Below are 12,907 nucleotides of genomic sequence, written 5' to 3' on the forward strand. Positions count from 1 at the left end.
ATGGCGCGCATCCTGGTGGCGGATGACGAAGAGGGCGTGCGCTCGTTCATCGCGGAGGCGCTCGAGGTCGAGGGCCACGCGGTGACGACGGCGGCGGACGGCGAGGAGGCGGCGCGGCTGTTGTCGAAGCAGGGCGTGGACCTGCTCGTCACGGACCTGCGCATGCCGGGCATGGATGGGCTGACGCTCTTGCGCAAGGTGCGCGAGGAGCAGCCGGACGTGGAGGTCGTCGTGCTCACGGCGGTGGGCTCGGTGGAGAGCGCGGTGTCGGCGATGAAGGCCGGCGCGTTCGAGTACCTGCTCAAGCCCGTGGGCAGTCCGGCCGAGCTGCGGCTCACCGTGGCGCGGGCGTTGGAGCGGCGCGCGCTGCTCAACTTGAAGACGGAGGTGCGCCAGTCCACGAGCGAGGTCGTGCTGAGCTGGGGCGCGCCGACGATGGGCCCGGTGGTGGAGGCGCTGCGGAAGGTGGCGCCCACGCAGGCCACGGTGCTGCTGGTGGGCGAGAGCGGCACCGGCAAGGAGGTGGCGGCGCGCGCGCTGCATCAGTGGAGCGAGCGCTCCGAGGGCCCGTTCGTCGCGGTCAACTGCGCGGCGTTGACGGAGACGCTGCTGGAGAGCGAGCTGTTCGGCCACGAGAAGGGCGCGTTCACGGGCGCGGTGGCGCAGCGGCGCGGGCGCATCGAGCTGGCCCAGGGCGGCACCTTCTTCCTGGACGAGGTGGGCGAGCTGAAGGCGGAGCTGCAGGCGAAGCTCTTGCGTGTGTTGCAGGAGCGGCGCTTCGAGCGCGTGGGTGGGACGCGGACGCTGGAGGCGGACGTGCGCTGGGTGGCGGCGACCAACCGCGACCTCAAGACGATGATGGCGCACGGCGAGTTCCGCGAGGACCTCTACCACCGGCTGGCGGTGTTCCCCATCCGGCTGCCCTCGCTGCGCGAGCGGCGCGAGGACCTGCGTCCGCTGTCGGAGCTGCTCCTGCGGCGGATCGGAGAAGAGCTGGGGCGTCCGGGGCTGAAGCTGTCACCGGAGTCGTCCGAGCGACTGGAGTCGTTCTCCTGGCCAGGCAACGTGCGGGAGCTGCGCAACGCGCTGGAGCGCGCGGCGATCCTCGCGGACGGCGCGGTGGTGGAGTCGCGGCACCTGTGGCTGGACCCGACGAGCGCTCCGACGTCCACGCCGGCGCCGGCGATGGGCGCGCGACTGCCGGACAAGACGCTGGAGGAGCTGGAGCGGATGGCCATCGAGCAGGCCATCGCGGACGAGGGGGGCAACCGCAAGCGCGCCGCCCAGCGATTGGGCATCGGCCTGCGGACGCTCTACGACAAGCTGCGGCGCTACGGGATGCAGTAGCGCCGCGGGGCGCGGCTCACGGAGGGCCGTAGCCCTGCACGCGGGAGTTGAGCTCCACCGCGGTGGCGTAGATCTGCGCCCAGGCGCGGAACTTCAGCCGGTCGCCGAAGCCCTTCTGGTCATTGGCGTAGTCGAACAGGTCCTTGCGGAAGAGCGCGTCGGCGGCCTTGCGCGCATCGCCGCTCAGGGGCGTGCCCTTGCGGTCGAAGTAGCGCAGCAGATCGTACCCGTAGTCGTGCGTCTTGGCCGCGGGGTCGAACTCCTTGTCCGGACCAATCTTGCCGGGCGCGGACGCGGAGCCGAGCGGGTCCTGCATCCGCTGGCCGTGCTTCGTCTGGATGGCGTAGGGCTTGTAACCGATGACCTTCTCGAAGTCGGCCGGGGGAGGACGCGCACCCGTGAGGTACTCGGTCATCAGCTTGCCGTGGTCCCCGGCGGGAGCCTTGCCCACGCGCGCCGCGGCGGCCGTGCCCTTCGTGAAGGTGTCCTGGGTGTTCGGGCGGACCAGCGCCGTGTTCTGGGCCTTCTCCGAGGCCGGGGCCTCCGAGGCGGAGGGCGTCTGGCGGCGGGGGGCGACGGGAGCGTTGCGAACGAGCATGGAAGGACCCGGTGGAAAGCTTCTCTCAGGTTGTCGCAATTTGTAGGGTGGAAGTTGCGCGGGTGGGATTGACGCATCGCATTGTGAGAAGGAGAGCACGTGGGCGCGGACCTGTATCGAGACGGAGTGGCTCGGCTGGAGGCGGGGGACGGGCGGGAGTCGGCGCGCCTGTTGGAGGCCGCGCTGCGCGAGTCCCCTGGGGACGTGAAGGTGATGCACGCGCTGTCACGCGCCCTGGATGTCATGGGGGAGCGGGAGCGCTCCGTGCAGCTCCTGGAGCTGGTGCATGCGAAGGCGCCCTCGGAGCCCGAGCCCGCGTGTGAGCTGGCGATGGCCCTGTTGGAGCGTACCGAGGACGCGCGCGCGGCGGAGGTCCTGGCGCCGGTGCTCGCGGCGCATCCCGAGCACCCCGGTGCGAACCTCTGCATGGCCATGGCGCTGGCCAAGACGGACCCGGAGCGGGCGCGAGTTCACCTGCGGCCCGCGAGCCGGAGCTCGGACGCGGACCAGCGGGAGCAGGCGGCGGCGCTGGAGCGTGCGGTGTCGGGACAGTCCCCCGGCTGAGCGCGGGGTCTACGTCAAGCGGACACAGGCCTCGATGTTGTTGCCGTCCGGGTCCAACAGGAACGCGGCGTAGTAGGAGAAGCCGCCCTCGCGAACCCCGGGGGCGCCGTTGTCCTGTCCGCCCGCGGTGAGGCCCCGCTGGTGGAAGGCATCCACCGCCGCTCGGTCCTTCGTGGCGAACGCGATGTGGAGCGGGCTGCGCGCCGGCGCGTGCTCGGCCTTCCATGTCGATGGCCGCAAGGTCCCCACCCAGAGGAACGGCGACTTCGCGTCCGTACCGAAGATGACGAAGCCCTCGCCGCGCTCGAGGATGCCCAGGCCGAGCGGCTTCAGGCACGCTTCGTAGAAGCGCACGCTCGCGTCCAGGTCCGTCGTCACGAAGCCGAAGTGGTCGAGCTGGAGCATGCCCGTACGGTGTGGACCCGCGCGTCCTCGCGCCAAGCGCCGCCCCGGTGCGCCGAGCGCCTGCCTTCCTGCCTGGATGGTGTTTTGAGTGGTAAGCTGCTTTTGCGGCTTGTCACCCATTCCTTGCGTCCCACGCGAGCCATCCCTGTCGAGGGCTTCATGTCTGTCCTGCGTCTGCGTCACATCCTCGTGTCCCTGGCGGTGGGGCTCGTGGCGGCGGCCCCGTCCGCGCTCGCGCGAGGGCGCTACTACAACGACTCCGGGAGCATCGAGACGACCCATCCCTCGTGGATGAGCTGGGTGTCCAACTCGACGAGCCTCGCGTCGCTGTCCATCCCCGGCACGCACGACACCATGGCGTATCAGTCGTATGGCGGGAGCCTGACGCAGACGCAGTCGTTGGACCTGCGCAAGCAGCTGGACGCGGGCGTGCGCGCGCTGGACATCCGGTGCCGACACATCGCCGACCGATTCACCATCCATCACGGCGTGGTGTACCTGCACGTCAACTTCGATGACGTGCTGCGGACCACCATCCAGTTCCTGAACGACAACCCCACCGAGACGGTGGTGATGCGCGTGAAGCGCGAGCACACCGAGGAGGACATCACCCGGAGCTTCCATCAGACGTTCGAGTGGTATCGCGACCAGCCCGCCTACAGCCCCTATCTGTGGCGAGGCTCTCACGTCCCGACGCTGGGCGAGGTGCGCGGGCGCATCGTCGTGTTGGATGACTTCGCGGGCGGCGCGTACGGCATTCCCTGGGGAGCGCTGGACCTCCAGGATGACTGGACGGTGTCGCAGCTCGCGGACATCGACGACAAGTGGAACAAGGTCCGTGCGCACCTGGACCGGACGCAGGGTGGCGCGCCGGCGAAGCTGTTCGTGAACTTCCTGAGCGGCGCTTCCGCCATGGCGCATCCGCTCCATGTCGCGGGCGGCATCAACGTCCTGGGCATCGGCTATCGCGGGGTGAACGACTTCGCCATCGACCACCTGGTGGGCGGCTACGCGCAGCGCGCGGGAATCCTGATGATGGACTTCCCCGGGGCGGGCTTGATTGACGCCATCCTCGCGCTCAACGTGCGCCTCCTTTCGAGCAATGCCGCGCTCCCTCCGGACTTCGGCATCATCTTCCGGAACACGGCGCACACGGTGGGCGGTGACGCGGAGGCCCGGTGGCGCGGAACGCGGGCGTTCCTCCAGAACGCGGCGCCGGGGCGGTACTGGCACATCCTGGCGCTGAAGCGGGAGTGGGGCGGCTGGATGCACTACGAGGGCGCGTTCCTGCAGTCCGACTCCATGGATGAGTACACGCACCTGGCCTTCACCACACGCACGGTGACGAGCGTGGTGGGCCCCTCGTATCTCGCCAGCTACGTGAACGGGCAGCTCGGGAGTCTGTCCGGCGGGGCGGGAGACCGGGCCACGCAGCTTCATGGGCGGCTGAGTGCGCGCTTCCCGTTCCAGCTCTGGTCGGTGGTGGTGAAGCGGGCTCCGGGAGGCCTGAGCAACTGGGCGTATTCGGACTACGGCCGTGGCTACAAGACGTCCTCGGGTGACTACACGTACGCGGTGCAGGGGTACTCGGCCGGGGACGGCGTGTACCTGCACGAGCACGGGGGCTACGAGGGCAACGTGATTCGTCTCACGTCGAACGTCGGCAATCTGGGAGACTTCGGCTTCAACGACGTCACCAGCTCCGTGACGGTGCTCGGCGGGTATCAGGCGACGCTGTGTGAGCACGCGTTCATGTCGGGCCGGTGTTTCACCACGGCCTCGAGCATCGACAGCGTCGACTCCGTGGCCGGTGGTCCGTGGAATGATCGCATCTCGTCGCTCTCCGTCTCACGGTAGCGCTGCATCGAGAGGCGACGGTGCGGGAGCGCCGGCCGCCCGCGAGCGGTCCGGCTCCTCCCTGTCGACGCGGTGTCAGAACCGCATCGACTCGATGGCGTCGACCATCTTCCCCACGTCGTAGGCGTAGAAGCCCGCGGCGTTGAGCGTGTTGATCTCCCCGACGTAGGGCTTGTGCTCGTGGACGAAGAGGTCCAGGGCATAGGCCCGGTCCGGCCCCCACTGCTCGGCCATCCGCTGCGCGAAGGTCCACACGTCCGGATCCACCTCCGACGAGGCGAAGACCCGGTCGCCCAGCTTGTAGCGCGTCCCGGTGACGACGCGGCCATCCACGACCACCATCCGGTACTCGCTCTGGATGCGCCGAGGCTCGCTGACGGCGACCCACGTCTCCGCCGTGAGCTGCGGTGAGTCGCCCACGCGCAACACCTGCTCGCGCCAGGGCTCGAAGTCCTCCCACCGCGTCACCATCCCCGAGAACGCCTTGTCGTCGAGGCAGGGGCGGATGAAGAACGCACCCTCCTGACGAGGCACCTCGGCGAACCGGCAGACGCGCGCGTCCCCATTCAGGAGGAACTCGCCCAGGTGCTCGCGCCAGACGCGGAAGTCGAACCGCTCGTTGATGAAGACCCCGGGTGTCCACCCCCGCCGTCGCGCGTACCGGGCCAGGCTCAACGAGCCCATCACCATGACCGGCCCGTCCACGCCGACGGTGGGCTCCACGCCGCCGTCGAATGGAATGACCTTCACCAGGGTGTGCGGAATCGCGCCACGCTCCAGGACGCGCATCAGCTCGTGGAAGCCGCGCTCGTTGAACAGGTTGTCCTGAACGACCCAGTGCATGGCATGGCCCTCCGTGGAACCGCGAGCGCCGGGGACGCTCGGCCTCCACCGTGGCTGACGTCCACGGCGAAGACGAAGGGCCCGGAGCGCCAGGGATGTCCCCGACACGTCCGGGCCCTTGATGGCCACACCCAGGAACCGGGAGACCGGCTCAGGAGCGCAGCGCCACCACCGTGACGCCGTCGCCGCCCTCGTGGCTCTCACCCGGGCGATACATGCGGATGTAGGGCGAGTTCGCCAGATAGTCCCGCAGCGCCTGCTTCAGCGCGCCCGTGCCGTGGCCGTGGACGATGAGCGCGGCCTCTTCACCGCTGCGCATGCCCTGGTCCAGGAAGGACTCCACCTCCGCGAGGGCCTCGTCCGCGCGCATGCCGCGCACGTCGCAGCGGAAGTTCGTCGCGTCCACCGACGCGCCCGCCGCCGTCGACGCGCGCTTCAGCGCCGCATCCTGCTTCTGACGCTCGGGGAACTTCGCCTGCTGCGGCTTTCGCGTGCGAGAGCCCGACAGCTCGGAGGTGGGCACCCGCATCTTCATCGCGCCGCCCGCGGACACCACCGCGTGTCCATCCGCCAGCTCGAGGATCTCCACATCCCGAGCCAGCCCCGAGTGGTGCACCCACGCGCCGACCTTGAGGTTCACCGGCGCGGGGGCCTCCACCTGGAACAGCTCCGCCCTCGCGGCCAGGGCCCGCTTCTGCGCGTCCTCGGCCCGCTGCATCAGCTGCAGCCGCGCCTCCGACAGCGCCTTCTCGTTCTGCTCGGCGCGCAGCTTCGTGAGCAGCTTCTGGACCTCCGTCGCCGCCAGCTCGCTCGCCGCGTGGACGTCCTCGTTGAACTGCATCATCTTCGCGCGGCGCTCTCGCTCGAAGGTCTGCTTCTGCTTCTCCAGCTCCACGCGCAGCGCCTCGGCCTCCTTCGCCGCCACGCGCGCCTTCTCCAGCTCCTCGGAGAGCTTGCGTCGCTCCTCCTCGGCCGCCGCCAGCGCCTGTGACAGGGGGCCGCCCGCGTTCATCGTCAGCTCACGGGCGCGCTCGCACACGCGCGGGGGCAGGCCCACCCTCGCCGCGACCTCGATGGCCGAGGACTGGCCCGCCGCGCCAATCTGCAGCCGATACGTCGGCGCCATGCGCTTCGAGTCGAAGCCCACCCGCGCGTTCAGGAAGCGCGGGTCCATGTGCGCCAGCGCCTTGAGCTCCTCCAGGTGCGTCGTCACCAGGGCCACGGCGTTCTTGGCCAGCAGCTCCTCGAGCACCGCGATGGCGATGGCCGCGCCCTCGCGCGGGTCCGTGTCCGCGGCGATTTCGTCGATCATCACCAGCGAGCCTTCGCCGACCTCCGCGATGATGTCGCGCAGCATCACCACGTGCGCGCTGAACGTCGACAGGCCCTGCGCCAGGTCCTGCGAGTCGCCCACCGTCGAGTGCACCGAGCGGTACAGCGGCATCCGCGAGCCTTCACCCACCGGAACCGGCAGGCCCGCGCGCAGCATCAGCGCGCACAGCCCCACGCCCGTCAGCGTCACCGTCTTGCCGCCCGCGTTGGGGCCGGACACGATGAGCGCCTTCGCGCCACCGTTCAGCGTCACGTCGTTGGCCACCACCTCGGTGCCTCGGAGCACCAGGCGTGGGTGGCGCAGCATCCTCAACTGCAGCTCCGTCACGCCCGCGAACTCCGGCGTCGTCGCGTCCAGGTCCGCGGAGAGGATGGCCACCGCCTCCACCTCGTCCAGCTCCGCCACCGCGTCGAGGCCCTCGAGGATGCGCTCCGACTCCCGGCCGAGCTGCTGGCTCAGCTCCTGGAGCACCCGCCGCTCCTCCTCCAACACCACCGACTGGGCGATGGCCAGGTCGTTGCCCAGCCCCACCATGGCCTGCGGCTCCATGAAGAGCGTCTGGCCCGTCTGACTCGCGTTGTGGACGATGCCGTCCACCTCCGCGCGGTAGTTCGACACCACCGGCACCACGTAACGGCCGTTGCGCAGGGTGTAGTAGTTCTCCCGCAGCTTGGCGACGAAGCCCTGGTCGTGGAGCATCTCGTCCAGGCGCGACTTGATGCGACGGTGCAGGCCGCGCGCCCTGTCTCGGGCCTCGCGCAGCTCCGGGCTCGCCCGGTCCGAAATCTCACCGTCCGGTTCGAAACACTGGTCGATGCGCCGGGCCAGGGACTCCAGCAGGGGAAGCCGCCGGGCGATGTCCATCAGCCGGGGCACGCGCTCGCGGCGCTCGTCCAGGGCCTCGCGGGTGCGCACGAAGGCGAACAGGAGCTGGGCGCCGTCGATGAGCTGTCGGGGCTCCAGGGTGCCGCCCTTGGCGGCGTGACCCACATGCAGTCGCAGGTCCACCACGCCGCCGAGCGGGAGGGAGAACTGCTCCTGGGAGAGGGTTCGCGCCTCGCCCACCAGGGCCAGCGCTTCGGAGACCTGCTCGGCCGTGTCGAGGAACGGGCGGGCGAGCACTCGCTCCCGGCCTGGCTCCGTCCGACACCGCTGCGTCAGCGCTCGGAGCACATCCGCGAATCCGAGGTCTTCCAGCGTCTTTTGGGATATCTGCACGGTCATGGGTTTCATGCGTGGCCGTCCGGCCGTCAAGAGGATCTATTGAGGCGCCCGGCTCGGCTCTGCTATCAGCCGCGCATGCACTGGGTCATCCTGGTGGCGTGCCTGGCGGGCGCCTCTGACGCCGCACAGTCATCCGCCCTGACGGGGGCGCGAACCCCGGCCACCGCCCCTTCGCCCGGCACACTGTCGGACGCGCTCGCCCTGGAGGCGGGTGGAGACGACGCCGCCGCGCTCCAGGCCGTGGAGGCCCTGGTTCTTAGCCAGCCCCGTTGGGAGTTGCCACGGATGGAGGCGGCCCGGCTGCTGCTGAAGCTGGGTGGCTCGCTGGAGCAGGCCGACGCCCACCTGGAGGTCGCCACCCGCGAGGCCCCCACCAACCCCCGCGCCTGGTACCTGCGGGGGCTCATCTGGGAGGAGCGCGGCAACCCGATGCAGGCGGCCCGCGCCTACGAGACGGCGGTGCAGCACCGGGGCTCCTACGAGGAGGCCCGCTTCCGGCTCGGGGGCCTGTGGGTGTCCCTGGGGGATTTGCTCAAGGCGGAGCTCCACTACCGCTACCTGGCCCGCGCCAAGCCCGAGTGGGTGCAGGTGCGCCTGCAGCTGGCGGACGTGTTGGAGAAGCAGGAGCGGCTGTTGGACGCGGAGACGGAGCTATTGGCGGCGAGGAGCTTCCAGCCGGACAGCCCGTTGGTGCTCCGGCGACTGGCCGACTTCTATGAGCGCACGGAGCGACCCCAGCTCGCGGCGAAGGTGCGCAAGTCCATGGAGCCGCAGGAGAAGCGGCGCATGCGAGCACTCAAGCCGTCGCGTCGCTGACGGTCGACGTCGCGATGCGTCGTGGCGATTGCACCCGAGAGCGTGGCGCATAGACTGCGCGCGCTTTGAAGACCGCCAACCTCGCCATCGTCTTCACCGACATCAAGGGCTTCACCGAGCGGACCAGTCGGCAGACGCTGGAGGAGAACCAGCGGCTGCTGCGCATCCACGGCGCCCTGCTGTCGCCGCTCTTCAAGGCGTTCGGTGGCCGCATCATCAAGTCCATCGGTGACGCGTTGCTCGTCACCTTCGAGTCGCCCACCCAGGCGGTGCTCAGCGGCGTCGCCATCCAGGACCGGCTGTGGCACCACAACCGGGTGTCGCCGGAGGCGGACCAGCTCCACGTGCGCTTCGCCATCAACGTGGGCGAGGTGCGCCTGGACGGCAACGACATCTTCGGCGAGCCGGTGAACATCGCCGCGCGCGTGGAGGGGCTGGCCGAGGCGGGCGAGGTGTACTTCACCGAGGCCGTCTATCTCGCGATGAACCGGGCCGAGGTGCCCGCGCGCGAGGTGGGCGCCTTCGAGCTCAAGGGCATCCCCGGAAAGATTCGCGTCTTCCAGGTGCCGCGCGCGCCGTACCGGGTGGAGGCGCCGTCCGCGGGCGCCATCGCCGAGGCGCCGGGCACCGAGTCGATTCCGCCCTACGGCAACCTGGCCCTGTCTCGCGTACCGGAGGCCGCGCTGGACGCGCCCGGTGGAGAGCTGCAGCAGCTCGGGGTGAAGGCGGCGGCGCTGGGGCAGAAGGCCGCGGCGGGCGCGGCGGTGCTGGGGCAGCACGCGGTGGTGTTGGGGCAGCAGGCGGTGGGGCTGGGGCGACAGGCCTCCTCCCGGCTGGAGAGGGTGGGCGGCGTCTCGGGTGTGCTGCGGGCGCTGACGTCTCATCGCCGGGCGCTGGTGGTCGCGGGCTGCGTGCTGCTGGCGGTGTCGGTGGCGGGCGTGGGCCTGGTGGCGCACGGCGGAGGACCTGCGATGCGGGCCATCTCCGCGGTGGAGCGGTCGCCCAAGTCGGAGCGCGACCCGCTGGTGAAGGAGGCGCGCAAGGTCATCGCGGAGGAGCAGGATACGGGCAGGCGGCTCTACCTGCAGGGGCGACTGGACGAGGCGATGGAGAACACGCGTCGCTCGCTCGAGGACTACGGGCGCTCGGCGAAGGCGGGCCACCGGGACGCGGAGAAGCGCATCATCGAGTTGCTGTCGCATCCGACTTGCAACGTGCGCGTGGCCGCGGTGGACGCGGTGCGTTCGCACAAGCTGACCCGCGCGGTGTCGGCGCTGCAGGACCTCTCCGAGGATGGCGGCCCGGATGATGGCTCGGGCGGCTTCCTGGGCATGGGGAAGTGTGACTCCCGGGCGTATGCGGAGAGCGCGCTCAAGGTCTTCAAGGATTAGGCACGGGCCCGGGTGGGCTCGCGCGAGGAAGGAATCACCGTGACGAAGGTGAAGACGGGACTGGATGTCTGGGTGGAGCAGGGCTTCTCCGCGCTGAAGGGCAAGCGCGTGGGCGCCATCGTCAATCCCACCAGCGTGGATGCGCGCTTCCGGCACCTGGCGGACCTGCTGTCCCAGGCCCCAGGCGTGACGCTGGCGGCGCTGTTCGGCCCCGAGCACGGCGTGCGCGGCGAGGCGCAGTACATGGTCGCCGTGGATGAGGCGAAGGACCGGCGCACCGGCGTGCCCGTGTACAGCCTCTACGGTTCCACCTTCGAGTCGCTGTCCCCGCGCGCCGAGTGGCTCGAGGGCCTGGATGCGCTCGTGTTCGACATCCAGGACGTGGGCAGCCGCTACTACACCTACGTCTACACGATGGCCCTGGCCATGAAGGTGGCGGCGAAGGCGGGCGTGCCCTTCTACGTGCTGGACCGGCCCAACCCGCTCAACGGCGTGGCGATGGAGGGCAACCTGGTGGGCGAGGGCTACCGCTCCTTCGTGGGCCTGTACGCGCTGCCCAACCGCCACGGCATGACGGCGGGGGAGCTGGCGCGGTTGTTCAACGCGCAGGAGGGCTTCGGCTGTGAGCTGACGGTGGTGGCGTGCGAGGGCTGGCGCCGCGAGCAGTTCTGGTCCGAGACGGGCCTGCCGTTCATCTCGCCGTCGCCCAACATGCCCACGCCGGACACGGCGCTGGTGTACCCGGGCATGTGCCTGGGCGAGGGCACCAATGTCTCCGAGGGGCGCGGGACGTGTCGCCCGTTCGAGCAGTTCGGCGCGCCCTGGGTGGACACGGACGCGCTGCTGGCGCGGCTCGCGAGGGAGCAGCTGCCGGGCGTGGCCTTCCGCGCGGTGGGCTTCACGCCGACGTTCGACAAGTACCGGGGCGAGTCCTGCAACGGGGCCTTCATCCACGTCACGGACCGGCGGACCTTCCAGTCGCTGCGCACGGGCGTGGCCATCTTCCAGGCGCTGCACGACATCGGCCCGGGGAAGTTCGACTGGCGGGCGGACGCGTACGAGTTCGTCGAGGACGTGCCCGCGTTCGACCTGCTGTGCGGGACGGACCAGGTGCGCCAGGGCATCCTGGAGGGGTGGAGCCTGGACCGGCTGATGGAGGGGTTCCAGGCCCAAACCGAGCGCTTCGCCCGGCACAGGGAGCCCTACCTGCTGTACGCTTGAGCGTGGGACCTTCCACGTGATTGGTGTCTTCTCCGACAGCCACGGCGACCTTCAAGCCTTCGATGCGGCCTATGAGCTGCTGCGCTCCCTGGGGGCGCGGCGGTTCCTGTTCACGGGCGCGCGCTACACGGACCTGGACGAGTGGTTGCTCTGGCGCCGCCAGAAGTCGCGCGGCGGCCGTGAGTACTCGGACGCGGACTTCCTGGCGGACGTGAGCCAGTGGTTGGGCAGCCAGGACGCGCTGCCCCGTACGCCGTCGCGAGGCGAGGCGCCCGCGGATGTGGCCTCCGAGGAGGACCGTCGGCTGGTGGTGGAGCGCTTCGTTCGGGTGCCCGAGCGGGACTCGCTCCAGTATCGGGACCCCTCCATCAACAACAAGGCGATGGACCTGTTGGGCGACACGTTGTGCTGCGTGGTGCACGACAAGAACGACCTGACGCGGGAGGACCTGCTCAACGCGCTGGTGTTCATCCACGGCAAGGACCCGGAGCCCAAGGTGGTGCAGATTGGTCCGCGCTACTTCCTGACGCCGGGGCGGTTGGTGGGCGCGGCCGAGCAGACGTGCGCGCTGTTGGACCGGGTGGACCGGGAGCTGCGCTTCTCCGCGTACCGGCTGGATGGCCACGTGGTGCTGGAGCCCCACGTGCTGACGCTGGACAAGAAGTCCCCGAAGCTGACCTTGAAGTGATGTGAGGCCCTGACGTGCAGGTCGCGCTGCTTGGAGGCTCGTTCAACCCGCCGCACGTGGGGCACCTGATGGCCGCCTCGTACGTGCACGCGACGCAGGGCGTGGACCAGGTGTGGCTGATGCCGTCCTGGCAGCACCCGTTCGGCAAGCAGATGGAGGACTTCGAGCACCGCATCGCGATGTGCGAGGCGATGTGTCGGGAGACCTCGGGTTGGCTCAGGACGACGCGCATCGAGAGCGAGCCAGGGCTGACGGGGCGCACGGTGGACACGCTCGAGCTGCTGGTCGCGCGTCATCCGGACGTGCGCTGGTCCATCATCATCGGCAGCGACATCCTGAGGGACCTGCCGCATTGGAAGGACTTCCACCGCATCGAGGCGCTGTCGCGCGTGCTGGTGCTGTATCGCGCGGGCTATCCGGCGCCGAATACCGTGGGGCCTCCGCTGGCGGAGGTTTCCTCCACCGAGATTCGTGAGCTGCTGGCACGGGGGACGGAGCCCTCGGACCTGGTGCCCTCGGGGGTGTTGGCCCATGCCCGCGCGGCGGGGTTGTACGGGCTGGGACGCGCTCGGTAGGACGCGGCGGTCCGCAGGGAATCAGGGCCCGTGCTTGATATGACG

General features: G+C 70.0%; 12 protein-coding genes. 8 read left to right on the top strand and 4 right to left on the bottom strand.

What is annotated here, in order from left to right; genetic code table 11:
• Entirely contained in the window at positions 1 to 1,347 is a 1,347-nt protein-coding gene (locus LXT21_RS36460) for a sigma-54-dependent transcriptional regulator (protein ID WP_254042850.1), read from the top strand.
• A gap of 16 nt (positions 1,348 to 1,363) precedes the next feature.
• Here LXT21_RS36460 and LXT21_RS36465 read toward each other — a convergent pair whose 3' ends face one another.
• Entirely contained in the window at positions 1,364 to 1,945 is a 582-nt protein-coding gene (locus LXT21_RS36465; RefSeq protein WP_254042851.1) for a hypothetical protein, read from the bottom strand.
• A 99-nt stretch (positions 1,946 to 2,044) separates the two neighbouring features.
• Between LXT21_RS36465 and LXT21_RS36470 the strand changes: the two genes are divergently transcribed.
• Entirely contained in the window at positions 2,045 to 2,509 is a 465-nt protein-coding gene (locus LXT21_RS36470; RefSeq protein WP_254042852.1) for a tetratricopeptide repeat protein, read from the top strand.
• Between the two features lie 9 nt (positions 2,510 to 2,518).
• Here the strand turns inward: LXT21_RS36470 and LXT21_RS36475 are convergent, their stop codons facing one another.
• Positions 2,519 to 2,914: a VOC family protein gene (locus LXT21_RS36475; RefSeq protein WP_254042853.1), complete on the bottom strand. Its 396-nt coding sequence runs from the start codon at positions 2,912 to 2,914 to the stop codon at positions 2,519 to 2,521.
• Positions 2,915 to 3,073: 159 nt separating this feature from the next.
• On the opposite strand from LXT21_RS36475, the gene LXT21_RS36480 reads away from it, so the two are divergent.
• Positions 3,074 to 4,771 (top strand): phosphatidylinositol-specific phospholipase C domain-containing protein, encoded by a 1,698-nt coding sequence (locus tag LXT21_RS36480; protein WP_254042854.1) that lies wholly within the window; start codon positions 3,074 to 3,076, stop codon positions 4,769 to 4,771.
• A 75-nt stretch (positions 4,772 to 4,846) separates the two neighbouring features.
• On the opposite strand, the gene LXT21_RS36485 is transcribed toward LXT21_RS36480, so the two are convergent.
• Together LXT21_RS36485 and LXT21_RS36490 are read right to left on the bottom strand one after the other, a co-directional pair.
• Complete coding sequence (locus LXT21_RS36485; protein ID WP_254042855.1) at positions 4,847 to 5,614, bottom strand: ATP-grasp domain-containing protein; 768 nt, start codon at positions 5,612 to 5,614, stop codon at positions 4,847 to 4,849.
• 151 nt (positions 5,615 to 5,765) lie between these two features.
• Positions 5,766 to 8,171: an endonuclease MutS2 gene (locus tag LXT21_RS36490; RefSeq protein WP_254042998.1), complete on the bottom strand. Its 2,406-nt coding sequence runs from the start codon at positions 8,169 to 8,171 to the stop codon at positions 5,766 to 5,768.
• Positions 8,172 to 8,246: 75 nt separating this feature from the next.
• Between LXT21_RS36490 and LXT21_RS36495 the strand changes: the two genes are divergently transcribed.
• The 5 genes from LXT21_RS36495 to nadD all read left to right on the top strand — a co-directional run bounded on the left by LXT21_RS36495 (position 8,247) and on the right by nadD (position 12,862).
• Positions 8,247 to 8,987, top strand: coding sequence for a tetratricopeptide repeat protein (locus tag LXT21_RS36495; RefSeq protein ID WP_254042856.1), 741 nt, complete (start codon positions 8,247 to 8,249; stop codon positions 8,985 to 8,987).
• A 65-nt stretch (positions 8,988 to 9,052) separates the two neighbouring features.
• Positions 9,053 to 10,378 carry an adenylate/guanylate cyclase domain-containing protein gene (locus LXT21_RS36500; RefSeq protein WP_254042857.1) on the top strand — a complete coding sequence of 442 codons (1,326 nt, stop codon included), beginning with the start codon at positions 9,053 to 9,055 and terminating at the stop codon, positions 10,376 to 10,378.
• Positions 10,379 to 10,417: 39 nt separating this feature from the next.
• A complete protein-coding gene (locus LXT21_RS36505) occupies positions 10,418 to 11,599 on the top strand; it encodes an exo-beta-N-acetylmuramidase NamZ family protein (protein WP_254042858.1) in 1,182 nt (393 codons plus the stop codon).
• 16 nt (positions 11,600 to 11,615) lie between these two features.
• A complete protein-coding gene (locus LXT21_RS36510) occupies positions 11,616 to 12,287 on the top strand; it encodes a hypothetical protein (RefSeq protein WP_254042859.1) in 672 nt (223 codons plus the stop codon).
• 14 nt (positions 12,288 to 12,301) lie between these two features.
• Positions 12,302 to 12,862: a nicotinate (nicotinamide) nucleotide adenylyltransferase gene (gene nadD, locus LXT21_RS36515; RefSeq protein ID WP_323395469.1), complete on the top strand. Its 561-nt coding sequence runs from the start codon at positions 12,302 to 12,304 to the stop codon at positions 12,860 to 12,862.
• The last annotated feature ends 45 nt before the right edge of the window (positions 12,863 to 12,907 follow it).

The organism is Myxococcus guangdongensis, assembly GCF_024198255.1.
Classification (GTDB): domain Bacteria; phylum Myxococcota; class Myxococcia; order Myxococcales; family Myxococcaceae; genus Myxococcus; species Myxococcus guangdongensis.